Genomic DNA, 25,253 nt, shown 5'->3' on the forward strand with positions numbered 1-25,253 from the left:
ATTAAAGAGTTTAAAAGCCTGATGTAAGTGGTGAAATTTTTGTAACAGCAATGCGGCCCGTCGAATTGAAGTTGAAGGGGTGAGTTTGACGGGTTTTAATGTTTGTGAATTTAATCTAGCGCATTTTCGGCGTGGCGAAAGTTATTGTTGTTCTAATTCTTGTTGGAAGTGTAACTTTTGTTATAGCGTCTTTTAAATGTATGAGGTTGTCGGTTGGTCAGGCGGGAAGTTTTACCGGCTGCGAGAAAGTTTGAATGGGAGAAGTGCGCCGCTCATGTCGGAAGTTTCTTAAAAGAGCAGCGCGAAGGAAATAAGCCTTGTGTATTGCCTCGTTCAATAGGCGTAACGCAATAGCGTATGAGGCAGATGCCTGAGGACGAAAAAGCCAAACAGCGCCAACATGGCCGGCAAGATCAACCACCAGATCTTGTACGGCATGGGATTGAGTGCGGTTTTGCGTTGACTCAGCCACAGGGCGGCAGCGCAGACACAGGCGGCGAGCATAGCGCCGGCCAATACGTCGGTTGGCCAGTGAGCCCCCAGATAGACCCGCGACAGTGCGATGAAAAGAGCCGGAATACAGGCGATCAGCAACCAGGTCAGGCGCATGCGTGGCGGCTGGCCACGGCCGGCGAGTACTGCCAGGGTCAGAAACAGCGCGAACGAACCTGAGGCATGGCCACTGGGCATGCTGTAGGTGGTCAATGGATCAGTCAGCACTTCCGGGCGCACCCGGGCAAAGAAATATTTGGTTCCGGTGTTGGCCAGTGCGGTCACCAGGAGCGTGCCGCCGACGAAGATCGCCTGGCGCCATTGCCGGCACAGCAGCAACAGACCGGTCAGCAGGGCGCTGAACAACAGCATGTTGCGGAACTCGCCGACCAGGGTCAGCGTGACCGCAATTTCATCCAGCATTGGCTGGCGATGTTCCTGCACCAGCGTCATTACGCCTTGATCGAGCGCGGTCAGGTACGGGTAGCCGATGAACAGGCCAATCAGAATCAACAGGCTCATGCTGCTGATCCAGATCGTCGCGCGGCGGTGCCGGCGCAGGCTGCTGTTGACGCTGAGGCCGACCATCACGGCGATGCTGCCGGCGACAATCCCGGCTTCCAGCCAGAACCCTTCTGGCAATGGCAGGCGGAAGGCCGCGCCGGTGGCCCAGCCCGGCAGCAAATAGGCCAGACTCCAGCCGGCAGCCGCCAGCAGGCTGACAGCGGCGAAACGCGGGAAGGGCATGTCGCACATGCCGGCGACCATGGGCAGCATTGGCCGCAACGGCCCGATGAAGCGGCCGACCAATAGACTGGCGATGCCGTAGCGCTGGAAATACGACTCGGCACCGGCCATCCATTCCGGATGATGCCGTAGCCCCGGCAGGCGTCGAATGTTCTGGTGGAAATGGCGGCCGAGGAAGTACGAAACGGCATCGCCGAGAATCCCGCCGAGGAAACCCAGCAACAGCGTCTCGCTCAGCGAAAGAGCGCCGCTGCCGGCCAGTACGGCGACGGCAAACAGCAGCACGGTGCCCGGCACGATCAAACCGGCAATCGCCAGGCACTCCACAAAGGCAACAATGAACACCGCCACAGCCAGCCATTGTGGATTCGCCGCCAGCCACCCGGTAACGCTATCGAGCCATGGGCCCATACAGAAAAACTCCAATCGTTGATTAACCCTGTGGGGGTTACAGCAAGAAATAATCCCGGCCTTCGACCTGACCGCGTCGCAGCGGGTTCCGCGTGCACCATTGCGCATGGTTTGCGTCGACAAAGCGGTACATCAGGTGTTCGTCGCGGCCGCGGGGAATGCCCAGGCGGGTGGTTTGAATGATGTGCGAAGGTGCCGGCCCGGTGTCTTCTACCAGAAGGACTTCATGATCGAAACGCTTGGCGTCCCACACTGGCACTTTCAGTCCCAACGCTTTGCACAAGAGGGTTTGCCCGGCGCAGAGTTTTTGCGAAGGACGCGCACGTCCCTGTGCGTCGGGATTGTTCAGCAGCATTTGCGCCAGACTCGCCGGCCCGCTGACTTCATCGACCCACGGATAGGCGGATTTGATCAGTACCGCATTGCCCGGCCCCTGCGCGCTGAAGTTCAGCGAATCACCGCCTCGGGCGTAATACATATAGATGTGACCGCCATCCAGAAATAAAGCCTTACGTTTTTCTGTGTAGCCCAACGAGGCATGGCTGCCTTTTTCGGCACAGTAATAGGCTTCGGTTTCGATGATTCGCGCGCTCAGCCACAGATCGCCAACCCGGTGCCGGATGACTTTGCCGAGCAGGTCCTGCGCCAGCACTTGCGCATCTCGGTCGAAAAAGGCGTCGGGCAGCCCCAGCGGCAGGCGTTCGGCGCGGTTGCGAACGGTCAGATCGGACATGGCAGGCAATGATTATCCAGGCTCAGGAGGTCGTGATGATAACAACGCGTGGCTTAATTGGGCCTGAACACCGGCGAATCCGCGTTCATTTCGACCATCCGCCCGTCACCGCTGTTAGTCCCGGGACGCGACAGCTATAATCTGCCGCTTTCCTCTTTGCCAAGACCCCAGCAGACCATGACTGAGTCCGTTCTTGACTACATGACCCGATTGGGTCGCGCCGCCCGTGAAGCCTCCCGGGTCATCGGCCGTGCCAGCACCGCGCAGAAAAACCGCGCCTTGCAGGCTGCTGCCAATGCCCTGGATGCCGCGCGTGCCGAGCTTGCCGCCGCCAATGAGCAGGATCTGGCTGCCGGCCGCGCCAATGGTCTGGAACCGGCATTGCTGGAGCGTCTGGAACTGACCCCGGCGCGTATCGATGGCATGATCGTCGGTCTGCGTCAGGTCGCTGCACTGCCGGACCCGGTTGGTGCGATCCGCGACATGAGCTTCCGTCCGTCGGGGATTCAGGTTGGCAAGATGCGTGTGCCGCTGGGCGTGATCGGGATCATCTACGAATCCCGGCCAAACGTGACCATCGATGCCGCGAGCCTGTGCCTGAAGTCCGGCAACGCGACCATCCTGCGCGGCGGCTCCGAGGCGATTCATTCCAACCGGGCGATTGCCGCGTGCATTCAACGCGGTCTGGCCGAGGCCGAATTGCCCGCCGCCGTGGTGCAAGTGGTCGAAACCACTGACCGTGCCGCCGTTGGCGCGATGATCACCATGCCCGAGTACGTCGATGTCATCGTACCGCGCGGTGGCCGTGGCCTGATCGAACGCATCAGTCGCGATGCCCGTGTGCCGGTGATCAAGCATCTGGACGGCATCTGCCACGTTTACGTCAGTGCCCATGCCGACTTGCCGAAAGCCCAACGCATTGCTTTCAACGCCAAGACTTATCGCTACGGTATTTGCGGTGCGATGGAGACATTGCTGGTCGATCAAACTGTTGCGAAAGATTTCCTGCCGTCGATGGCGGCGCAGTTCCGCGAAAAAGGCGTTGAACTGCGCGGTTGCGAGCGTACGCGGGCGATCATCGACGCCGTTGCCGCCAGCGAAGACGACTGGAGCACCGAGTATCTGGCGCCGATTTTGTCGATTCGCGTGGTCGACGGTCTGGATCAGGCGATCGAACACATCAACCATTACGGCTCCCATCACACCGACTCGATCGTCAGCGAAAACCTCGCCGACACCCGTCGGTTTGTCGCGGAAGTCGACTCGGCGTCGGTGATGATCAACACCCCGACCTGTTTCGCCGATGGATTTGAATACGGATTGGGTGCCGAGATCGGCATTTCTACTGATAAGCTGCACGCCCGCGGCCCGGTGGGCCTCGAAGGGCTGACCTGCGAGAAGTACATCGTGGTCGGTGATGGCCAGTTGCGCGGCCAGGCGACGGTCTGACTTGACCGACCTCGACCTGACAGCGCCGGCACCCGGCAGCGAGTCCCGCCCTCGGCGCATTGGCGTCCTGGGCGGCACGTTCGATCCGGTGCACATCGGCCATCTGCGCGGTGGCCTGGAAGTCGCCGAAGCGCTGGCGCTCGACGAGTTGCGCCTGATGCCGAACGCGCGCCCGCCCCATCGCGGTACGCCGCAGGTGTCGGCGCAGGATCGGCTGGCGATGGTCGAGTGTGCGGTGGCCGGAATGCCGCCGCTGGTGGTGGACGCCCGCGAATTGCAGCGGGACAAACCGTCCTGGACCATTGATACCCTGGAGTCGATGCGCGCTGAAATGCCCGCCGAGACCCAGGTTTTTCTGCTTTTGGGCTGGGACGCATTTTGCGGCCTGCCCACTTGGCACCGCTGGGAAGAGTTGCTCCAGCATTGCCACATCCTGGTGCTACAGCGCCCGGACGCCGACAGCGAACCGCCGGATGCCTTGCGCAACCTGCTGGCAGCGCGTTCGGTGAGCGACCCGCTGGCCCTGAAAGGGCCGAGCGGACAGATTGCATTCGTCTGGCAGACACCGCTCGCGGTTTCCGCCACCCAGATCCGTCAACTGCTGGCCAGCGGTAAGTCGGTACGTTTCCTGGTGCCCGACGCGGTCCTGGCCTACATCGATGCGCACGGTCTGTACCGTGCGTCGAACTGAGCAAGGCGTGCTTCACTGATACGAATCCACGTATCGCCAAGCCGCCGAATATATGAGCAAAACGAGTTTTATATGACTGACAACGAAAAGAAAGTTAAGCGCAAAGGTACATTCAAGAGCGCTCCGCTGCCTGAGCCGATCAACACCAATGAGCCACTGACTGGCGATCAGCTGGTCAAGCTTGCCGAGGCGGCACTGGAAGACGTCAAGGCGCAAGATATCCAGATCATTGATGTCCGCGACAAGCAGAGCATCACTGACTACATGATCATCGCTACCGGTACGTCCAACCGCCAGATCAACGCGATGCTCGACAAGGTTCGCGAAGAAGTCAAAAAGCAGGGCGCCAAGCCGCTGGGCGAAGAAGGCAAGGGCGACAGCGACTGGGTGCTGTTGGACCTGGACCTGGTGATCGTGCACATGATGACCGCCTCGGCACGTCAGTTCTACGACCTGGAGCGCCTGTGGGCCGGTGCCGAGCAAAGCCGTGCGGCCGACGCCAAGCACCACAGCCCGGAAAACACCCACGAGCACTTCACCAAGCTCAACAAAGACCAGCTGTAAGGGATTGCTGTGCGACTGCGCCTGATCGCCGTCGGTTCACGCATGCCCAAGTGGGTGGAAGAAGGCTGGCATGAATATGCCAAGCGTCTTCCGTCCGAGCTGGCGCTGGAACTGGTGGAAATACCGCTCAATACCCGTGGCAAGAATGCCGACGTGGCCCGTTTCATCCGCCAGGAAGGCGAAGCCATGCTGGCCAAGGTCGGGCCGAACGAGCGGATTGTCACGCTGGAAGTCCACGGCAAACCCTGGAGCACCGAGCAGCTGGCGGTCGAACTTGATCGCTGGCGGCTGGATTCGCGCACGGTCAATTTCATGGTTGGTGGCCCGGAAGGGCTGGCGCCGGAAGTCTGTGCCCGGGCCGATCAGCGTTGGTCGTTGTCGCCGCTGACGTTGCCGCACCCGCTGGTGCGGATCCTGATCGGCGAACAGTTGTATCGTGCCTGGACCGTGCTGTCCGGTCACCCTTACCACAAGTAATCCAGCCCTCATGTCTCAGCCGATCCGCATCAAGGACCACGAAAAGGACGCACGCCTGGTGCGTAGCCGCGTCGTGTTCGGGGCCATTGCGATCATGTTGCTGATCGGCGTGCTGATCGCGCGGCTGTATTACTTGCAGGTGATCCAGTACGAGTACCACTCGACGCTCTCGGAAAACAACCGCGTCCACGTGCAGCCGATTCCGCCGACCCGTGGGTTGATTTTCGACCGCAACGGCGTGGTGGTGGCGGACAACCGTCCGAGCTTCAGCCTGAGCATGACCCGCGAGCGCTCCGGCGACTGGCAGCAAGTGCTCGACGTTATCGTCGAAGTGCTGGAGCTCACGCCTGAAGACCGGGTTATCTTCGAAAAACGCATGCGTCAGGGGCGCCGGCCGTTCGAGCCGGTGCCGATCCTGTTCGAGCTGAGCGAAGAGCAGATTGCCCGGATCGCGGTGAATCAGTTCCGCCTGCCGGGCGTGGAAGTGGTTGCACAATTGGTTCGTCACTATCCGCAGGGCGCGCATTTCGCGCATTCGGTGGGATACATGGGGCGGATCAACGAGAAAGAGCTGAAGAGCCTCGATCCGGTCAATTACAGCGGCACCCATCACATCGGCAAAACCGGCATCGAGCGTTTCTACGAGCCGGAATTGCACGGTCAGGTCGGTTACGAAGAAGTCGAGACCAACGCCCGTGGCCGCGTACTGCGAGTGCTCAAACGCACCGATCCGATTCCCGGCAAGGACATCGTCCTGAGTCTGGACATCAAGTTGCAGGAAGCGGCCGAGGCAGCGTTGGGCGGGCGTCGTGGCGCGGTGGTTGCGCTGGATCCGAAGACCGGCGAGGTGCTGGCGATGGTCAGTCAGCCGAGCTTTGACCCGAACCTGTTCGTCACCGGCATCAGCTTCAAGGCCTACGCCGAGTTGCGTGATTCCATCGACCGGCCATTGTTCAACCGCGTGCTGCGCGGTCTGTATCCGCCGGGTTCGACGATCAAGCCTGCGGTGGCGATTGCCGGTCTTGATTCCGGTGTGGTGACGGCGTCCAGTCGAGTGTTCGACCCGGGCTACTACATGCTGCCCAACTACGATCACAAATACCGTAACTGGAACCGCACGGGCGACGGCTTTGTCGACCTCGACACGGCGATCATGCGGTCCAACGACACCTACTTCTATGACCTGGCGCACAAGCTCGGCATTGATCGGCTGTCGGCCTACATGAACAAGTTCGGCATCGGCCAGAAGGTCTCGCTGGACATGTTCGAAGAATCCCCCGGCCTGATGCCGTCCCGTGAATGGAAGCGGGCGACGCGCAAGCAGGCGTGGTTCCCCGGCGAAACCCTGATCCTCGGAATCGGCCAGGGCTACATGCAATCGACTCCGCTGCAACTCGCCCAGGCGACTGCGCTGGTCGCCAACAAAGGCATCTGGAATCGCCCGCACCTGGCCAAATCCCTCGAAGGGGTGAAGCCGGTGGACGAGAATCCGATGCCGGACATTGTCCTGCGTGATCCGTCGGACTGGACCAAGGTCAATCACGGCATGCAGCAAGTGATGCACGGCGCTCGCGGTACCGCGCGCAAAGCGGCCATCGGCGCGCAATACCGTATCGCCGGCAAATCGGGTACGGCGCAGGTCGTCGCGATCAAGCAGGGCGAGAAGTACGACCGCTCCAAGGTTCAGGAGCGTCACCGCGACCACGCCTTGTTCGTCGGTTTCGCTCCGGCCGATGACCCGCGCATCGTCGTGTCGGTGATGGTCGAGAACGGTGAGTCCGGTTCCGGCGTTGCCGCACCCGTGGTGCGTCAGGTCATGGACGCCTGGCTGCTCGATCAGGACGGACGTTTGAAGGCCGAATACGCCAGCCCAATCAGTGCGGAGGCTACGGCCCGTGATGAATAACTTTGATCGCATGCTCTCCAGTGAGGATGTGATGCGTCGCCGCGCGACGCTGCTGCAAAGGCTGCATATCGATGGCCCGTTGCTGATCCTGCTGCTGATCCTCGCCGCCGGCAGCCTGTTCGTGCTGTATTCGGCGAGCGGCAAGAGCTGGGACCTGCTGGCCAAACAGGCGACCTCGTTCGGCATCGGTCTGGTGTCGATGATCGTCATCGCCCAGTTCGAGCCGCGTTTCATGGCGCGCTGGGTGCCGCTTGGTTATGTGATCGGCGTGGTGCTGCTGTTGGTGGTGGACATCATGGGCCACAACGCCATGGGCGCCACACGCTGGATCAACATCCCCGGAGTGATCCGCTTCCAGCCCTCGGAGTTCATGAAAATCCTGATGCCGGCGACCATCGCCTGGTATCTGTCCAAACGCACGTTGCCGCCGCAACTCAAGCACGTCGGCATCAGTTTGATGCTGATCGGCGTGCCGTTCATCCTGATCGTCCGCCAGCCTGATCTCGGTACTTCGCTGCTGATTCTCGCGGGCGGTGCGTTCGTGCTGTTCATGGGCGGGCTGCGCTGGCGCTGGATTCTCAGCGTGCTGGCGGCGGCGATTCCAGTGTCAGTGGCGATGTGGTTTTTCATCATGCACGACTACCAGAAGCAGCGAATCCTGACCTTCCTCGACCCGGAAAGTGATCCGCTCGGCACGGGCTGGAACATCATTCAGTCGAAAGCCGCGATCGGTTCCGGCGGCGTGTTCGGCAAAGGCTGGCTACTCGGCACCCAGTCACACCTGGATTTTCTGCCGGAAAGCCATACCGACTTCATCATTGCCGTACTCGGCGAAGAGTTCGGCCTGGTGGGCATCTGTGCGCTGTTGCTGATCTATCTATTGCTGATCGGCCGAGGACTGGTGATCACCGCTCAGGCCCAGACGCTGTTCGGCAAATTGCTCGCCGGTGCGCTGACCATGACGTTTTTTGTTTACGTTTTCGTCAACATCGGTATGGTCAGTGGCCTGTTGCCGGTCGTAGGGGTGCCGTTGCCGTTCATTAGCTACGGAGGAACTTCGCTGGTGACGCTGCTGTCAGCGTTTGGGGTTTTGATGTCGATCCATACCCATCGCAAGTGGATCGCACAGGTTTGAATAAGGTGAAGAGTTCAATGCAAGTAATGCGTGGCTGGGCGACTCGATGCGCGCCGCTGGTTGGCCTGATGGGCCTGCTGGGCAGTGTGCAGGAAGCGCTGGCTGGCGAATACGAAGGCTCGCCTCAGGTGGCCGAGTTCGTCGGTGAAATGACCCGCGACTATGGTTTCGCCGGTGAGCAATTGATGGCGGTGTTCCGCGAGGCTCAGCGTAAACAGGCGATTCTCGACGCCATTTCCAGACCTGCCGAGCGCGTGAAGCAGTGGAAAGAATACCGCCCGATGTTCATCACCGACGCGCGTATCGCCCGTGGTGTGGATTTCTGGCGTCAGCACGAGGCCACGCTGGCCCGTGCCGAGCAGGAATACGGCGTACCGGCACAAGTCATCGTGTCGATCATCGGCGTTGAAACCTTTTTCGGACGTAATACCGGTAATTACCGGGTGATCGATGCCTTGTCCACGCTCGGTTTCGACTATCCTCCCCGTGCCGAATTTTTCCGCAAGGAACTGCGTGAGTTCCTGCTGCTGGCGCGTGAAGAACAGGTCGATCCATTGACCCTCAAAGGCTCGTACGCCGGGGCCATGGGCCTGCCGCAGTTCATGCCGAGCAGCTTTCGTGCGTATGCGGTGGATTTCGACGGTGACGGCCACATCAATATCTGGAACAACCCGGATGATGCGATTGGCAGCGTAGCGAGCTATTTCAAACGTCATGGCTGGGTTGCCGGTGAGCCGGTAGTCAGCCGTGCCGATGTGCGTGGCGAGCAGGTTGATGAAGGCCTGACCACCGGCATCGAGCCGACGAAAACCGTTGGAGAGTTGCGGGTGCTGGGCTGGTCAAGTCATGATGCGCTGCGCGATGATATGCCGGTGACTGCATTTCGCCTCGAAGGCGACAACGGCCCTGAATACTGGATGGGCCTGAAGAATTTCTACGCGATCACGCGTTATAACCGCAGCGTGATGTACGCCATGGCCGTACATCAACTGTCTGAACAGCTGGTACAAGCACGGGGCGTCAAGTAATGCGGGCATTGCCTAACAATAAACCCCTGAAGCTGGTGGCATTCGCTGCGTTGGCGGTATTGGTCGCCAGTTGCACGACCAGCCGTTCCCCGACGCCGAAAACCTCCAATACCGCTGTGCGAGCGCAGCCGGGTCTGGATATCAACCGCGCGCACAAAGATGGCGCGCCGTGGTGGGATGTCGATGTTTCGCGCATTCCTGATGCCACACCAACCCTGCACACCGGTCCGTACAAGGCCAACCCGTACACCGTACTGGGCAAAACCTACTTCCCGTTGCAGGAATCCAAGACCTACGTCGCCTCCGGCACGGCGTCCTGGTATGGCACCAAGTTTCACGGCCAGAACACCGCCAATGGCGAGGTTTACGACCTGTACGGCATGAGTGCCGCGCACAAGACATTGCCACTGCCAAGTTACGTTCGGGTGACCAACCTGGACAACAACCGCACGGTGATCCTGCGCGTCAACGACCGTGGGCCGTTCTATTCCGATCGCATCATCGACTTGTCGTACGCCGCCGCGAAAAAACTCGGTTACGCCGAAACCGGTACTGCGCGGGTCAAGGTTGAAGGCATCGATCCGCAGCAATACTGGGCCGCCAAGGGTCGTCCGGCACCGTTGATGCTCAACGAGCCACAGGTCGCGCAGAACAGCGCTCCGGTGATCACGGCTTCGGCTGGCACCGTCGAGCAATGGACGCCACCGCCGCAGCAACATGCCTCCGACACCGTCCCCGTGCCGATGAGTGCAAAAAAAAACGCTTCTGCAACAGCAACTGGCCAGTATCTGCAGGTGGGCGCGTTCGCCAACCCGGACGCTGCAGAACTCCTGAGGTCGAAGCTCAGCGGGATGGTGAGCGCTCCGGTGTTCATCAGTTCGATCGTGCGCAATCAGCAGACCCTGCACAGGGTGCGACTGGGGCCGATCGGCTCGCCGGGTGAAATTGCCCAGGTGCAGAACAGCGTGCGCCTGGCCAACCTTGGTTCGCCAAGTGTGGTCACCGAGTAATACGTAGAACTTGATTGACGGTTCACTTGCAGTATTGGGGGGTGAACCAGGTTGTTGGCTCGTCGAAGAACAAAAGCCCGGCAAGGGTGACTGGAGTGAGCAACTGAACACGCGATGGCTCGTTAGAAAGTCATCTGATTAAATTTTGTCCGCAAGGACAGTTTCCATTAGCGATTTCGAGAGACGGATGAACATCACCACCTTTGCCAAACGCCTGTGTCTGCTAGTCCCGCTGCTCCTCTCGCCAGCCGCCTTCGCGGCCGAGATGATGCCGTCGCCACCGCAACTGGCCGCCAAAGCCTACGTCCTGATGGATGCCAGCAGCGGCAACGTGCTGGTCGAGAACAATGGCGACCAGCGTCTGCCACCGGCCAGCCTGACCAAGCTGATGACCGCGTACATCGCGACCCTGGAAATCCGTCGTGGCCAGATCGGTGAAAACGATCCGGTGACCGTCAGCGAAAACGCCTGGCGTACCGGCGGTTCGCGGATGTTCATCAAAGTCGGCTCGCAGGTCACTGTCAGCGACCTGCTGCACGGCATCATCATCCAGTCCGGCAACGACGCCAGCGTCGCGCTGTCCGAGCACATCGCCGGCAGCGAAGACGCGTTCGCCGACCTGATGAACAAGACAGTCGCTGATCTGGGCATGACCAATTCCCACTTCATGAACCCGACCGGTCTGCCAAACCCTGAGCACTACTCGTCGGCTCACGACATGGCGATCCTGGCCCGTGCGATCATCCACGAAGACCCGGCTCACTATGCGATCTACTCGCAGAAAGAGTTCTTCTGGAACGGCATCAAGCAGCCTAACCGCAACCTGCTGCTGTGGCGCGACAAGACCGTCGACGGTCTGAAAACCGGTCACACCGACGAGGCCGGCTACTGCATGGTGTCCTCGGCTGTACGTGACGGCCAGCGCCTGATCGCCGTGGTGTTCGGCACCAACAGCGAAGTGGCTCGCGCCGCTGAAACCCAGAAGCTGCTGACTTACGGCTTCCGCTTCTTCGAAACCCAGACCTTCTATCAGAAGGGCACCGAACTGGCTCAGGCCCCGGTGTGGAAAGGCACCACCAATCAAGTCAAGGCCGGCCTGGCTGAAGACCTGACCATGACCCTGCCAAAAGGCCAGCTGAAGAAGCTCGCTGCGAGCATGACCATGAACCCGCAACTGACCGCGCCAATCGCCAAGGGCGACGTGATCGGTAAAGTCGAAGTCAAACTGGAAGACAAGGTCGTGCACAGCGCCGACCTGATCGCTCTGGATGGCGTCGAGGAGGGTGGTATCTTCCGCCGCATGTGGGATAGCATCCGTCTATTCTTCTACGGCTTGTTCAACTGATTTGTGTTGACCTGCATGGCCCCGCCCCGATCCGGTGCGGGGCCATGTGCGTTACCACGGCTTGCGCTCTAGAGGCCGTTACGCCATGACCGATACCGAAGTAAAGGCGCCAAAGATCGAATTTCCCCAGGTTGATTATCCCGTTAAGGTGATCAGCGATACCGGCGTTGGCAACAAAGACAAGATCATCGACATCGTCAAGAAACACGCGACCATCAATGATGAACGCATCGACGAGCGTCAAAGCACCAACGGCAAATACACCACCATTCAGTTGCACATCGTCGCGACCGATCAGGATCAGCTGTACAACATCAACAGCGAACTGCGGGCGACCGGCTTCGTGCACATGGTGTTGTGATGCCGGGCACGCTGGGCTTTCGTGAGCTCGGCCAGATGGCTTACGAGCCGGTCTGGCATGCCATGCAACGTTTTACCAACGAACGCGGCAGCGATGCCGCCGACGAAATCTGGCTCGTCGAACACCCGCCGGTGTTCACTCAGGGCCAGGCCGGCAAGGCCGAACACCTGTTGCTACCGGGCGATATCCCGGTAGTGCAGGTCGATCGCGGCGGGCAGGTGACTTATCATGGTCCCGGCCAGTTGGTGGCCTACCTGCTGCTGGATGTACGCAAGCTGGGTTTCGGCGTGCGTGATCTGGTCAGCCGCATGGAGCTTTGCCTGATCGAACTGCTGGCCAGTTACGGGGTAACCGCAGCGGCCAAGCCAGACGCTCCCGGCGTGTACGTCGATGGAGCGAAAATCGCTTCTCTGGGTTTGCGGATTCGCCACGGTTGTTCCTTTCATGGCCTGGCCCTGAACGTGGATATGAACCTGGAACCGTTTCGACGGATTAATCCCTGCGGCTACGCCGGGCTGGCGATGACCCAGCTGAGCGACCACGCAGGATCGATTGAATTTGCCGAGGTAAGTGCCCGGCTGCGTGCGCAGCTCGTCAAACACCTCGACTATGCTGAGCAGACGACCCTGACGGGCGGAATCGACTGATATGACTACTGATGCAGTGCAAACCATGATCCCGACGCTCGACGTGACCGAGCGCCCGGCCCCGCGTCCCAAGGTAGAAGCCGGCGTCAAGCTGCGCGGCGCCGAGAAGGTTGCACGCATTCCGGTAAAGATCATTCCGACCACCGAGCTGCCGAAGAAACCTGACTGGATTCGTGTGCGCATCCCGGTTTCCCCGGAAGTCGACCGGATCAAGAGCCTGCTGCGCAAACACAAGCTGCACAGTGTTTGCGAAGAAGCGTCCTGCCCGAACCTCGGCGAGTGCTTCTCCGGTGGCACCGCGACTTTCATGATCATGGGCGACATCTGCACCCGTCGCTGCCCGTTCTGCGACGTCGGCCACGGCCGTCCGAAGCCATTGGACGTCAACGAGCCGGAAAGCCTGGCCATCGCCATCGCTGACCTTAAGCTCAAGTACGTGGTGATCACCTCGGTTGACCGCGACGACCTGCGTGACGGCGGTGCCCAGCACTTTGCCGACTGCATCCGCGAAATCCGCAAACTGTCGCCGAACGTGCAGCTGGAAACCCTGGTTCCAGACTACCGTGGTCGCATGGACGTCGCCCTGGAAATCACCGCCGCCGAGCCGCCGGATGTGTTCAACCACAACCTGGAAACCGTGCCACGTCTGTACAAGGCTGCGCGTCCGGGTTCGGATTACCAGTGGTCGCTGACCCTGCTGCAACGCTTCAAGCAGATGATGCCGCACATTCCGACCAAATCCGGCTTGATGCTGGGTTTGGGCGAGACCGACGACGAAGTCATCGAAGTCATGAAACGCATGCGCGAACACGACATCGACATGCTGACCCTGGGCCAGTACCTGCAGCCGTCGCGCAGCCACTTGCCGGTGCAGCGTTTCGTGCACCCGGACACCTTCGCCTGGTTCGCCGAGGAAGGTTACAAGATGGGCTTCAAGAACGTTGCCTCGGGCCCGCTGGTACGATCTTCGTACCATGCCGACGAGCAAGCGAAGTTGGTCAAGGCTGAGCTGCTGGGTTCCTGATCCGGCGCTGAATGAAAAACTGCCCGCCGAGGTTTAACGCCCGGCGGGCATTTTTTTGCCCGTCTTACATTCGATGCTGATTTTTCCTGCAACCTGCGGCGTGGCCGACCCTCTTCTGTTTGCCGCCGTTCCTGACTACTGTGTGTGCATGACTCACAGGGAGATCCAAGGATGACCGTTCGACCGACCCATACTCTTTGCCCACACAGAGCCGTGCCTGCACTGCCCTCGGAAGGGTTGATCGGCGTGATTGCGCCGGCGGGCCCCGGAGCTCTGGACACCGAGAAAGCGCTGCAATGGATGCGCGCCCGTGGTTATGGGCTGAAGGTGTTTCCCGGTGTTTATGAAAAGGACGGCTATCTGGCCGGCAGTGACGATATACGCCTGCGTGACCTGCACGCAGCGTTCGCTGATCCCGAGGTCGATGCGATCATTTGCTTGCGCGGCGGTTACGGTACGCCGCGCTTGCTCGACCGCATCGACTATGACCTGCTGAGCCGCAACGCCAAGCCGTTCATCGGCTACAGCGATATCACCGCGCTGCACCTGGCTATCAGTCGATACGCAGGATTTGTGACCTTTCACGGGCCACTGCTCAACGCCGACCTGTTGGGTGACAAGGAGCCGCCGACCGTTACTTCGTTCTTCGCCATGCTGCGTGGGCAATTGAAGGCGGGAAGTGTGTTCAGCCATCCGGTGGCGTATCCGTTGACCACTGTCGAGCCTGGTATCGCGCACGGCCGATTGCTCGGCGGTAATCTGGCGATGATCGCTGCGACGTTGGGTACGCCTTACGAAATCGATGTCGAGGGGGTAATTCTGCTGATCGAGGACATCAACGAGCCGCTGTATCGCATTGATCGCTTGCTGACCCAGATGCGCCTGGCCGGCAAGTTGGCGAAGTTGCGGGGGGTGTTGGTCGGGGACATTGCCGGCGTGGATGTCGCAGCGCTGAACCGCCTGCTCAAGCAGACGTTCGAGCCTTTACGAATTCCGGTGTTGTCGGGGTGGCGCAGCGGGCACTGCGATCCGAACCTGACGTTGCCAATGGGCGCGCTGGTGCGGCTGGATGCGGGGAAGCAGGAGTTGATGCTGGAGCAGGATGTCGTCACCCGATAGTGTGTGGGTGAAGCAAAAAGATCGCAGCCTTCGGCAGCTCCTACTGGGGATTGATATTTGCCCTGTAGGAGCTGCCGAAGGCTGCGATCTTTTGATTTTTACTTTATTGGTTGCGCAGGCTTTCCAGCAACTTGTGCGTCGGATACCCATCCGCCGGCCAGCCAAACGACTGCTGGGCACTGCGAATCGCTTTGCGCGTATTGGCGCCGATGATCCCGTCCGCTGTGCCGGCATCGTAATTGCGAGCGCTCAGCAATGTCTGCAATTCCATACGCTCGGTGCGGCTCAGCGGCAGGTCATCTTTCGGCCAACTGCCGTTGATCAAACCGCCACCGCTGAAACGCTCGGACAACAGGCTCACTGCCAGCGCGTACGACGAGGAGTTGTTGTACTTGAGGATCGCGCGGAAGTTGTCGAGGATCAGGAACGCCGGCCCACGATAACCAGCCGGCAGCAGCAGTGCGGCAGAAAGCTGTTCAGAACCTGCTGGCACCTGACCGCCATTCGGCAGAGTCACGCCCAACTGACGCCATTCGGCGACGCTCTTGCGAATCGCACCATCAGCCAGTGTGTAGTTGAAGCTGCTCGGCAACTGCACTTCAAACCCCCACGGCTGACCACGCTGCCAGCCGGAGCTTTGCAGGTAGTGCGCGGTCGATGCCAGTGCGTCAGCAGGGCTGCCCCAGATATCGCGGCGACCGTCACCGTCGAAGTCCACGGCATGAGTGTTGTAGGTGGTCGGAATGAACTGGGTCTGACCCATCGCGCCAGCCCAGGAACCGAGCATCTTCTCCGGCGTGATATCGCCTTGTTGCAGGATCTGCAGGGCGGCGATCAGCTGTGCATGAGCAAAGCCCGGGCGGCGGCCTTCGTAGGCGAGGGTGGCCAGCGAGTTGATCACCGACTTGCTGCCCTGAAACTGGCCGAAGTTGCTTTCCATGCCCCACACCGACACTAGCGCCTGGCGGTCGACGCCATATCGCTGTTCGATGCTTTGCAGAATATCGGCGTACTGACTGATCAGTGCCTGGCCTTTACGCACACGCAGTGGCGACAGGGCGCCGTCGAGGTATTCCCACACCGGGCGGGAGAACTCCGGCTGACTGCGATCGGCACGAATCACACTGGCGTCGAAGCTGACATTGGCAAACGCCTGATCAAACAGCTCGGCACGAATCCCGGCGGCCAGGGCATCTTTGCGAAAGCTCGCCTGCCATTCGGCAAAGGTCTGCGTTGGCTGCAGATCGAGAGGGTCGGCGGACGGCACTACCGGCGGGATGATCGCTGGGGCCGTGGCGACAGGAGCGGCTTGAAGAGGTTGCGCATCGGCTGCGGTCGGTTTTTCCGCACAAGCGACAAGCAGAATGAAGCTGGAGGCAGCGATCAGTTGGCGAACAGGCCAACGACGGGAAAGACTTAGGGGCATGCACAGTTCCAGGAAAACGAATCAGGTGCAGACCTTAACATGACCGGGGGGTACTGCGCTTTAAGCGGCCAGAAAGTAAGAAGCCTCCCAGCTGTCAGACTGGAAGGCTTCGCGGCGGTAGCTGCCTTTACCCTTGATTGGTCGTTCCTGGCGGCTGCGGAACAGGGGTTGGGCGACAATGGATTTGGCCTTGTTGGGGCCATGTTTCGATGGCTTTTTGCTCATGAGAGTTCTCTCGAGTGAGTGGGTTTTGCGGGGGAAATAATCTGCCGATGTTGGGCATCTGTCTATAGTGCAAATGCAGGCGTGCATTGTAGGAAACAAGATCAAAAGATTGCAGCGTGCCGCAGCTCCTACAGGGATTGGTGTAGGAGCTGCCGAAGGTTGCGATCTTTTGATCTTATTCGGCAGGCAGTGAAAGTCGCTGGCCAGCCATCAATAGAGCCAGACGACTCAAGCTCATCCACGGCGACCCGGCAGCCTGGCCCTTGATCTGCGCGTCAATACGCTGAGCCTCAAGCAACAACTGCGCCCAGCGTTGTGCCGAGTAGCGTTGCAGGGCTTTGCTCATCAACGGTTTGCGCTTGTCCCAGACCGGCGGTTTCGCCTGACTGAAGCACTTGTCCAGCGGCGTGCCCTGGCTGTACTGCAACGAGATATTGGCCAGCAGACGCAACTCCCGCGCCAGTGCCCAGAGAATCACCGGTGGCTCGACACCCTCGCCACGCAAGCCTTCCAGCATGCGCAAGGCATGGGCCGGCTCGCCGTTGAGCACGGCGTCGGTCAAACCGAACACGTCAAAACGTGCACTGTCCGCCACAGCGGCCTGCACGGTTTCGACTGTGATCTGGCCACCCTCGGCCATCAACTTGAGCTTTTCGATTTCCTGCGCGGCAGCGAGCAAGTTGCCCTCGACACGTGCAGCAATCAATTCGACCGCGTCCTGGCTGGCCGACAATCCGGCCTGAGACAAGCGCTGACGAATCCAGCTCGGCAGCTGATTGGCATCCACCGGCCAGATCTGAATGAACTGGGTCTGTTGGCCTTCAACCAGCGCCTTGCCCCACTTGGTCTTCTGCGCGCTGCCATCGAGTTTGGGCAGGCTGATCAGCAGCACAGTGTCTTCAGCCGGACGCGAGCAATATTCGATGAGTGCGGCAGCGCCCTTGTCACCAGGCTTGCCCGAAGGCAGGCGCAGTTCCAGCAGACGCTTTTCTGCGAACAACGACATGCTGGCGCCGGCCTGCAACAACGTGCCCCAATCGAAATTGGCGTCGGCGGCAAAGACCTGGCGTTCGTCGAAACCTTGCTGGCGCGCAGCACTGCGGATGGCGTCGGCGGCTTCCTGACACAACAGCGGGTCATCGCCGCTGATGATGTAGACGGGGCCGAGAGCACCTTGCAGGTGTTTACCGAGTTGGGCGGGAGCGAGCTTCATAAGAAAGGTCGAACGGGGCGCCTGAGCGCCCCGAACGTCTTACTGCTGCGGTATTTCGAGCGGCGACTGACGCGGGGTTTCCGCTTCAGCCTTTTGCGCCGCTTGCAGTGCATCGGCTTCTGCCTTGGCGCGATCATTGGCCGCTTGCTGCAGTTGTTGCAGTTGGCCCGGCGTCAGTTGCTGCAGACGCAGCATCATGCGCTGAACCAGTTCGCGGCGGGTTTCGCGGCGGGCGTCGTTGGCTTCCTGATCGGAGCCCACGAGGTTGTTACCGTCGTGAATGAACACTTTCTGCACTTCCAGCTTGTCGCTCAGCAGTTGCAGGTTCTTGTCGCCACGGATCTCGTAGTTCAGGACTGTATTGACCTGATATTCGCCCGTACGGCCGGCACCGGCGTAGCTGAGGATGCGCTGGCTTTCCTGCTCGTCAGCCAGGAACAGCTTGTACGGAGCGCCGCTGTAAACCTTGACGCCGCTCGACTCCAGCACCTGACGCAGTTGCGTGACCGTCTCGCCGTAGGCGTTGCGGGCGCTCAGATCAAGTTCCTTGATTGACAGCTCGTTGGTGCCGGTGCCGCGCAGCTGGAAACCGCAGGCGCTCAAGAGAACGGCGAGGCCCATCACCAGCAGATTGCGTTTGATCATTGTGTTGCTCCCCTTGAAACCACGTGGGCCGACGGTGCGGCCCGAAAGGTTTTACTTGGCGTCAGGCGAACCTGACGCCCGATCCAATTAGCTGGCGACGATATTGACCAGTTTCCCGGGCACTACGATCACTTTACGAATGGTCAGACCGTCGACGAAACGCAGTACGTTTTCGTTGGCGCGTGCTGCCGCTTCCACTTCTTCACGGGTTGCGCTGGCTGGCATGTCGATCTGGCCACGCAGCTTGCCGTTGACCTGGATAACCAGGGTCAGGCTGTCTTGCACCAAGGCGCTTTCGTCCACTGCTGGCCAACCGGCGTCGATCACTGCGTCGGCGTGACCCAGTTGATTCCACAGGTTGTGGCTGATGTGCGGCGTGATCGGTGCGAGCAACAGCGTCACGGCTTCCAGGCCTTCGTGAATCAGCGCGCGATCCTGCTCGGTGCCTTGTGCGGCTTTTTCCAGCACGTTCATCAGCGTCATCACCTGAGCGATGGCGGTGTTGAATTTGTGGTTCTGGCCGACGTCGTGGCTGGCCTGCTTGATGGCCAGATGGATCGCGCGGCGAACGGCTTTTTGTTCGTCGTTCAGGCTGGCGATGTCCAGTTTGCCCGGCAAGCCCTGTGTCACGTGGGCTTGCGCCAGACGCCAGACGCGCTTGAGGAAGCGGTGCGAGCCTTCAACGCCGGAATCGGACCACTCGGCGCTCATGTCTGGCGGCGAAGCGAACATCATGAACAGGCGGCAGGTATCGGCGCCGAACTGATCGATCATCGACTGTGGGTCGACGCCGTTGTTTTTTGACTTGGCCATTTTCTCGGTGCCACCGATTTCCACCGGCAGACCGTCGGATTTCAGTTTGGCGCTGATGACCTTGGCTTTGCTGTCGCGCTCGAGTTCTACGTCCGCCGGGTTGAACCAGGTGTAAGCACCATTGGCTTCGCGACGGTAGTAGGTTTCGGCGATCACCATGCCTTGGGTCAGCAGGTTTTTGAACGGCTCGTTGGAGCTGACCAGACCTTCGTCACGCATCAGTTTGTGGAAGAAGCGCGCGTAGAGCAGGTGCAGAATCGCGTGTTCGATACCGCCGATGTACTGATCGACCGGCAGCCAGTGATCGGCTGCGGATTTTTCCACCAGGCCGCCTGCAAAGTGCGGCGAGGCGTAACGGGCGTAGTACCACGACGACTCGACGAAGGTGTCCATGGTGTCGGTTTCGCGCTTGGCAGGCTGGCCGCATTTCGGGCAACTGCACTCGTAAAACTCAGGCATGCGTGCCAGCGGCGAACCGGCGCCGTCCGGCACCACGTCTTCCGGCAGGACGACAGGCAGTTGATCTTCCGGCACCGGCACGTCACCGCAGGCATCGCAGTGGATGATCGGGATCGGGCAGCCCCAGTAGCGCTGACGGCTGATGCCCCAGTCGCGCAGGCGGAACTGAGTGCGCGAGGCGCCCAGTTCTTTCTTGATCAGGGCGACTTCCATGGCGTCGAACGCGCCCGCGAAGTCGAGACCGTCGAACTCACCGGAGTTGATCAGCGTGCCGTGCTCGCCGTAGGCGTCTTGCCACGGGGCCGGGTTGCTGTCGCCGGAGCTGGTACGTACGACCGATTTAACCGGCAGGTTGTACTTGTGGGCGAATTCGAAATCGCGCTCGTCGTGCGCCGGTACTGCCATGACCGCGCCGTCGCCGTAGTGCATCAGCACATAGTTGGCGACCCACACCGGGAGTTTTTCACCGGTCAGTGGGTGCTCGACGAACAGGCCGGTCGGCAGGCCTTTTTTCTCTTGAGTGGCAACGTCGGCTTCAGCCACGCTGCCGCCCTTGCATTCAGCGATGAACGCTTGCAGCTCAGGATTGTTTTTCGCAGCCAGGGTGGCCAGTGGGTGCTCGGCAGCCACGGCGACATAGGTCGCGCCCATCAGGGTGTCCGGACGGGTGGTGAAGACTTTGAGGGTACCGGCTTCGCCGATCGAGTCGACGTTGTACGGGAACTGCACTTCCATGCCACGGGATTTGCCGATCCAGTTGCGCTGCATGGTCTTGACCTGTTCAGGCCAGCCAGTCAGTTCGTCGAGGCTCTCCAGCAGCTCATCCGCGTAAGCGGTGATCTTGAAGTAGTACATCGGGATTTCGCGCTTTTCGATCAGCGCGCCGGAACGCCAGCCGCGACCGTCGATTACCTGCTCGTTGGCCAGAACGGTCTGGTCGATCGGGTCCCAGTTCACGGTGCCGTTTTTACGGTAGATCACGCCTTTTTCGAACAGGCGAGTGAACAGCCATTGTTCCCAGCGGTAGTAATCCGGTTTGCAAGTGGTGACTTCGCGCGACCAGTCGACCGCCAGGCCCAGGCTGCGCAGCTGGGTTTTCATGTAGGCGATGTTTTCGTAGGTCCACTTGGCCGGGGCGACGTTGTTCTTCATCGCGGCGTTTTCCGCCGGCATGCCGAACGCGTCCCAACCCATTGGTTGCAGAACGTTTTTGCCAAGCATGCGCTGGTAGCGGGAGATCACGTCGCCGATGGTGTAGTTGCGCACGTGCCCCATGTGCAGCTTGCCGCTGGGGTAAGGGAACATCGACAGGCAGTAGAAAGTCTCCTTGCCTGGCTGTTCACTGACTTCAAAGGACTTTTGCTCGTCCCAGAACGACTGGGCGGCGGCTTCGATTTCACGGGGCTGATATTGTTCGTGCATGGCTACTTTTGTACTGGATAGGGGTGGCCTAATCCTCTTCAACGCAGGTTCCGGGGTTGGCCCGGACGAGCTGGAAGTGGAATTACAGGAAGCGCCGTAGCATACATGACCGCGCTTGGCCTAGGGAAACCCTGATTACAGCAGTTTGGCCCGGTCAATCCTTGGCGAGGGCCGTTGGTCGCGGCGTGCAGCCGGTTTGTGCAGCGAAGCTAAGCTCTAACTGGGGAGTGAGTCTTATCTTCAATGAGGTGAGGGATGGTGGAGCAACGGCAAAAAAACGTGACGAAACCCGAGTTGTACGAAAGGTTGATCGATCGTCTGGGGATGGCCCTGGACGCTGTAAAAACCGCTGACCGGCTGCGCGACGAGCGCCCCCTGGAACTGGAATTGCGTGGCTTGAGCCCCGCCGAGTTCAAACTGGTCAAGGCCTATCTGGATCGCAGTGAACGTGAATCGCATGGATGCCTGTCACAAGCAGTGAAGCAGCTCGATGCAGCACATTCGGCCAAGGTCATCTGGCTCAAGGACAAGGCGCCCGGCAGAGACACCGTCAAATTACGTGCTTTGCAGGCCAAGTAAGCGCATGGCAGGTCAAGAACCGGATCTTTTTCAACAGGATCCCACCTATTGGTTGTAACGCTTTATTAACACTCTTAGGCTTCGGGCATCTCTGGAGATGCTCGATGCCCTTTCGTTATTTCATCAAACAACTTTTATTGCCGCCCGGCATTCTTTTGCTGCTGTTGCTGGCTGCGTGGTGGTTACGCCGCTCACGGCCGCGACTGGCTGGCGTGTGTTTTGCCCTTGGTTTTGGCGGGTTGTGGCTCATGAGCCTGCCTGTCGTCGTGCAATGGGGCGCCAAAGCGCTGGAGCGCGAGCCGCCGCTGGCACGTGAAGAATGGGCGACGCTGGCGCAGCGCGCGGACGCGATTGTGGTGCTGGGCTCCGGGCGCGAGCGCGGCGATCTGGCCTGGGGTGAGGATCAGCCGACCGGCGTGGGGCTTGAGCGTCAACGTTACGCGGCGCGGCTGGCGAAAGCGTCCGGTTTGCCGATTCTGACCACGGGTGGCTTGCATTACGGTACACCGCCGACCGAGGCGAAACTGATGTCGGATTCATTGCGCGACGATTTTGGCGTGATGGTGCGTTGGCAGGAAGGCGAGAGTCGTACAACGTGGGAAAACGCCAAGTTCAGCGCTGACATTCTATTGCCGCAGGGGATCAAGCGCGTGGTTGTGGTGACGCAGGCTTGGCACATGCCGCGATCAGTCTGGAGTTTTGAACAGGCAGGATTTGAAGTGGTGCCGGCGCCGGTCGGCTTTTTGGGCACGGATAACGCAAGACCGTTTGGTGGCTGGCTTCCGGAGTTCAAGTCGATCTGGCAGAGCGGGCAACTGTTGAATGAAGCGGTGGGGCAGGTGGGGTATTCGTTGTTTTATCGCTGAAGATCAAAAGATCGCAGCCTGCGGCAGCTCCTAGATTGGGATTTGCGTTTTCCCTGTAGGAGCTGCCGCAGGCTGCGATCTTTTGCTTTAAAGGGTTTTCGACATCCGGCTGGCCATCAGTGCCCAGCCAAACAACAGCACGCACAGGATGATCAATGGCCACGAACGCCATTGCAGGTACGGCGTCAGGTTATGCATCGGCACCACTTCGCCGTACAGAATGCCCTGTTCAAACTGCGGAATCTGCTCGGTGATCTGACCGAACGGATTGATCAACCCGGTCACGCCGTTGTTGGTCGCGCGGATCATCCAGCGCCCGGCCTCAAGCGCGCGCATCTGCGCCATCTGCAGATGTTGCAGCGGGCCGATCGAGGTGCCGAACCAGGTGTCGTTGCTGATCGTCAGCAGCAGATCACTGCGCGCCGACAGGCTGGCGGCAAACTCCGGATACACCACTTCGTAGCAGATAAACGGTGCGATCTGATAACCCTTGGCCTGCAACAGTGCCTGATCCGCCGGGCCACGGGCAAAGTCGGACATTGGCAGGTCGAAGAAGGCGATCAGCCCGCGCAATACATCCTGCAGTGGCACGTATTCGCCGAAGGGCACCAGTTTCTGTTTCAGATAAGTACCGTCGCCTTCGCCGACCACGGTAATACCGTTGAAGAAGCGTTTTTCATGACGAACGGTTTCGCGAATCGGTACGCCGGTGATCAGCGCCGATTTACGCTCGGCGGCGAAGGTGCCCATCATGTTCAGGTAGCCCTCGGCGGACTCCTTGAGCACGGGCACGGCGGTTTCCGGCCAGATCAGCAGATCCACCGGTTTCGAACGGAAACTCAAATCGCGGTACAGGGCCAGCTGCGCGTTGAGCTCGGCCGGGTCCCATTTCATGCTTTGTGCGACGTTGCCTTGAATCGCGGCAACACTCAGCGGCGCGCCGGACGGACTTGTCCAGGCATGGCCCTTGAGCGTAATGCCGGCCACCCAAGGGCCAACCAGCAGCACCAGACCGGCAACGACAAAACCTTTGCGGCCGGTTTGCAACAGACGCGGCCCGTTGTAAATCAGCGCCGCAGTCAACGCCAGTACGAACGACACCAGCCACATGCCACCGACTGGCGCGAGTCCGGACAATGGGCCGTCGAGCTGGCTGTAACCTGAGTACAGCCACGGGAAACCGGTGAGGAACCAACCACGAAATGCTTCCTGGCCGACCCACAACGCAGCAAATGCCAAGGCATCGGCCACCGGCGCCTCGTTACGGCGCAACCAGCGCGCCCATAACCAGGCGGGCAGGGCGAAGAACCAGGCAATCGCCGCCGTAAACAGCAGCATCAGGAACCCGGCCAGCAGCACCGAAGCGCCGCCGAAATGATGAATGCTGTAATAGATCCAGCTGGTGCCGGCGCCGAACAGGCCGAAACCGAAACACCAGCCTCGGCCCAGCGCCTGACGCGGGCTCAGCTCGCGCAAACCGGCATAGAACAAGCCGACCGCCAGCAAAGCCAGCGGCCAGATGTTGAAAGGTGCCAGAGCGAAGGTGGTGATTGCACCGGCCGCCACGGCCAGCAGGTTACCGGGCCAGCCGGGGCGGGTTGTCCAGCGCATTTCAGTCCTTAGGATTAACGAGCAATTGGCGTCAGTCGCAGCAAATGAATCCGACGGCTGTCGGCGTTCAGGATGCGGAAACGATAGGCGCCGATTTCAGTGATTTCGTTGCGTTTTGGCAAGTGCCCGAACGCGCTCATCACCAGACCGCCGACGGTGTCGAATTCGTCATCGGAGAACTCGCTGTCGAAGAACTCGTTGAAGTTCTCGATCGGGGTCAGGGCCTTGATCAGGAAGTCACCGCTGGGCAGCGGCTTGATATAGCTGTCTTCTTCGACGTCGTGCTCGTCTTCGATGTCGCCAACGATCTGTTCCAGCACGTCTTCAATTGTTACCAGGCCGGCCACACCACCGTATTCGTCGATGACGATGGCCATATGATTGTGGTTGGCGCGGAATTCTCGCAGCAACACGTTCAGACGCTTGGATTCCGGCACGAAGGTGGCCGGGCGCAGCAGATCCTTGATGTTGAAGCTGTCGCCGTTCTCCTTGAGGATCAGCGGCAGCAGATCCTTGGCCAGCAGCACGCCCATCACGTCGTCATGGCTTTCACCAATGACCGGATAGCGCGAGTGGGCCGAGTCGACCACGGCCGGGAGGAATTCACGCGGTGTCTGGGTCGCCTTGATGCTGATCATCTGCGAGCGCGGCACCATGATGTCGCGTACTTGCAGGTCAGCCACCTGAATGGCACCTTCGACGATGGCCAGCGCTTCGCTGTCCAGCAGTTTGTTTTGATGTGCATCACGCAGTAGCTCAAGCAGCTCCTGACGGTTCTTCGGCTCGTGGGCAAAAGCCTGGGTCAGTTTGCCCAGCCATGACTTCTGCCCGTTGCTCGATCGATCTTCGCTCATA

24 protein-coding genes are annotated in these 25,253 nt (G+C 60.1%); 15 read left to right on the plus strand and 9 right to left on the minus strand.

From position 1 onward, the window contains the following. Positions 1–333 precede the first annotated feature (333 nt). Positions 334–1,650 carry a bifunctional DedA family/phosphatase PAP2 family protein gene (locus ACM6IN_RS22705; protein ID WP_414916737.1) on the minus strand — a complete coding sequence of 439 codons (1,317 nt, stop codon included), beginning with the start codon at positions 1,648–1,650 and terminating at the stop codon, positions 334–336. A 37-nt stretch (positions 1,651–1,687) separates the two neighbouring features. Further along, positions 1,688–2,383, minus strand: coding sequence for a DNA-3-methyladenine glycosylase (locus ACM6IN_RS22710; protein ID WP_007909587.1), 696 nt, complete (start codon positions 2,381–2,383; stop codon positions 1,688–1,690). Positions 2,384–2,560: 177 nt separating this feature from the next. Between ACM6IN_RS22710 and ACM6IN_RS22715 the strand changes: the two genes are divergently transcribed. The 13 genes from ACM6IN_RS22715 to ACM6IN_RS22775 all read left to right on the plus strand — a co-directional run bounded on the left by ACM6IN_RS22715 (position 2,561) and on the right by ACM6IN_RS22775 (position 15,139). Further along, positions 2,561–3,832, plus strand: a complete 1,272-nt coding sequence (locus tag ACM6IN_RS22715) for a glutamate-5-semialdehyde dehydrogenase (protein WP_414916738.1) — start codon at positions 2,561–2,563, stop codon at positions 3,830–3,832. Beyond that, a complete protein-coding gene (gene nadD / locus ACM6IN_RS22720) occupies positions 3,801–4,523 on the plus strand; it encodes a nicotinate-nucleotide adenylyltransferase (RefSeq protein ID WP_007909589.1) in 723 nt (240 codons plus the stop codon). Before ACM6IN_RS22715 ends, nadD begins: the two co-directional genes overlap by 32 nt. A gap of 72 nt (positions 4,524–4,595) precedes the next feature. Next, entirely contained in the window at positions 4,596–5,087 is a 492-nt protein-coding gene (gene rsfS, locus ACM6IN_RS22725) for a ribosome silencing factor (protein WP_007909591.1), read from the plus strand. A gap of 9 nt (positions 5,088–5,096) precedes the next feature. Next, the gene (gene rlmH, locus ACM6IN_RS22730) at positions 5,097–5,564 is read left to right on the plus strand and encodes a 23S rRNA (pseudouridine(1915)-N(3))-methyltransferase RlmH (protein WP_003185785.1); all 468 of its coding nucleotides are present in this window, start codon (positions 5,097–5,099) and stop codon (positions 5,562–5,564) included. 10 nt (positions 5,565–5,574) lie between these two features. Then, on the plus strand, positions 5,575–7,470 hold the full coding sequence (gene mrdA / locus ACM6IN_RS22735) for a penicillin-binding protein 2 (RefSeq protein ID WP_007909593.1): 1,896 nt from the start codon (positions 5,575–5,577) through the stop codon (positions 7,468–7,470). Between the two features lie 31 nt (positions 7,471–7,501). Further along, positions 7,502–8,605 carry a rod shape-determining protein RodA gene (gene rodA, locus ACM6IN_RS22740; protein ID WP_042704880.1) on the plus strand — a complete coding sequence of 368 codons (1,104 nt, stop codon included), beginning with the start codon at positions 7,502–7,504 and terminating at the stop codon, positions 8,603–8,605. A 17-nt stretch (positions 8,606–8,622) separates the two neighbouring features. Beyond that, positions 8,623–9,633, plus strand: coding sequence for a lytic murein transglycosylase B (gene mltB, locus ACM6IN_RS22745; RefSeq protein WP_007909597.1), 1,011 nt, complete (start codon positions 8,623–8,625; stop codon positions 9,631–9,633). Beyond that, positions 9,633–10,643 carry a septal ring lytic transglycosylase RlpA family protein gene (locus ACM6IN_RS22750; protein ID WP_007909599.1) on the plus strand — a complete coding sequence of 337 codons (1,011 nt, stop codon included), beginning with the start codon at positions 9,633–9,635 and terminating at the stop codon, positions 10,641–10,643. The genes mltB and ACM6IN_RS22750 overlap by 1 nt, the downstream gene beginning before the upstream one ends. Before the next feature lie 187 nt (positions 10,644–10,830). After that, a complete protein-coding gene (locus tag ACM6IN_RS22755) occupies positions 10,831–11,988 on the plus strand; it encodes a D-alanyl-D-alanine carboxypeptidase family protein (RefSeq protein ID WP_007909601.1) in 1,158 nt (385 codons plus the stop codon). Between the two features lie 85 nt (positions 11,989–12,073). After that, a complete protein-coding gene (locus ACM6IN_RS22760; RefSeq protein WP_007909603.1) occupies positions 12,074–12,349 on the plus strand; it encodes a DUF493 domain-containing protein in 276 nt (91 codons plus the stop codon). Further along, positions 12,349–12,996 (plus strand): lipoyl(octanoyl) transferase LipB, encoded by a 648-nt coding sequence (gene lipB, locus ACM6IN_RS22765; RefSeq protein WP_008087909.1) that lies wholly within the window; start codon positions 12,349–12,351, stop codon positions 12,994–12,996. The genes ACM6IN_RS22760 and lipB overlap by 1 nt, the downstream gene beginning before the upstream one ends. A gap of 25 nt (positions 12,997–13,021) precedes the next feature. Further along, positions 13,022–14,020, plus strand: coding sequence for a lipoyl synthase (lipA, locus tag ACM6IN_RS22770; protein WP_162130178.1), 999 nt, complete (start codon positions 13,022–13,024; stop codon positions 14,018–14,020). Positions 14,021–14,191: 171 nt separating this feature from the next. Further along, positions 14,192–15,139, plus strand: a complete 948-nt coding sequence (locus tag ACM6IN_RS22775; protein ID WP_414916739.1) for a S66 peptidase family protein — start codon at positions 14,192–14,194, stop codon at positions 15,137–15,139. A gap of 103 nt (positions 15,140–15,242) precedes the next feature. On the opposite strand, the gene ACM6IN_RS22780 is transcribed toward ACM6IN_RS22775, so the two are convergent. From ACM6IN_RS22780 to leuS, 5 genes are all read right to left on the minus strand, one after another. Then, the gene (locus ACM6IN_RS22780; protein ID WP_007909611.1) at positions 15,243–16,565 is read right to left on the minus strand and encodes a lytic murein transglycosylase; all 1,323 of its coding nucleotides are present in this window, start codon (positions 16,563–16,565) and stop codon (positions 15,243–15,245) included. Positions 16,566–16,625: 60 nt separating this feature from the next. After that, positions 16,626–16,790, minus strand: coding sequence for an alternative ribosome rescue factor ArfA (gene arfA, locus ACM6IN_RS22785; protein WP_007909612.1), 165 nt, complete (start codon positions 16,788–16,790; stop codon positions 16,626–16,628). Between the two features lie 175 nt (positions 16,791–16,965). Continuing rightward, on the minus strand, positions 16,966–18,003 hold the full coding sequence (holA, locus tag ACM6IN_RS22790; RefSeq protein ID WP_123375872.1) for a DNA polymerase III subunit delta: 1,038 nt from the start codon (positions 18,001–18,003) through the stop codon (positions 16,966–16,968). Positions 18,004–18,042: 39 nt separating this feature from the next. After that, complete coding sequence (gene lptE / locus ACM6IN_RS22795; protein ID WP_007909616.1) at positions 18,043–18,648, minus strand: LPS assembly lipoprotein LptE; 606 nt, start codon at positions 18,646–18,648, stop codon at positions 18,043–18,045. A gap of 87 nt (positions 18,649–18,735) precedes the next feature. After that, on the minus strand, positions 18,736–21,342 hold the full coding sequence (leuS, locus tag ACM6IN_RS22800) for a leucine--tRNA ligase (RefSeq protein ID WP_414916740.1): 2,607 nt from the start codon (positions 21,340–21,342) through the stop codon (positions 18,736–18,738). Positions 21,343–21,597: 255 nt separating this feature from the next. Between leuS and ACM6IN_RS22805 the strand changes: the two genes are divergently transcribed. Together ACM6IN_RS22805 and ACM6IN_RS22810 are read left to right on the plus strand one after the other, a co-directional pair. Then, entirely contained in the window at positions 21,598–21,921 is a 324-nt protein-coding gene (locus ACM6IN_RS22805) for a hypothetical protein (protein ID WP_414916741.1), read from the plus strand. Between the two features lie 104 nt (positions 21,922–22,025). Continuing rightward, positions 22,026–22,787, plus strand: a complete 762-nt coding sequence (locus ACM6IN_RS22810; RefSeq protein ID WP_095114029.1) for a YdcF family protein — start codon at positions 22,026–22,028, stop codon at positions 22,785–22,787. 87 nt (positions 22,788–22,874) lie between these two features. Here the strand turns inward: ACM6IN_RS22810 and lnt are convergent, their stop codons facing one another. Then, a complete protein-coding gene (lnt, locus tag ACM6IN_RS22815; protein ID WP_414916742.1) occupies positions 22,875–24,398 on the minus strand; it encodes an apolipoprotein N-acyltransferase in 1,524 nt (507 codons plus the stop codon). Between the two features lie 14 nt (positions 24,399–24,412). Next, positions 24,413–25,252, minus strand: a complete 840-nt coding sequence (locus ACM6IN_RS22820) for an HlyC/CorC family transporter (RefSeq protein WP_007909641.1) — start codon at positions 25,250–25,252, stop codon at positions 24,413–24,415. Position 25,253 lies beyond the last annotated feature (1 nt).

It is taken from the genome of Pseudomonas sp. IT-P395 (genome assembly GCF_949767675.1).
Taxonomy (GTDB): Bacteria; Pseudomonadota; Gammaproteobacteria; order Pseudomonadales; family Pseudomonadaceae; genus Aquipseudomonas.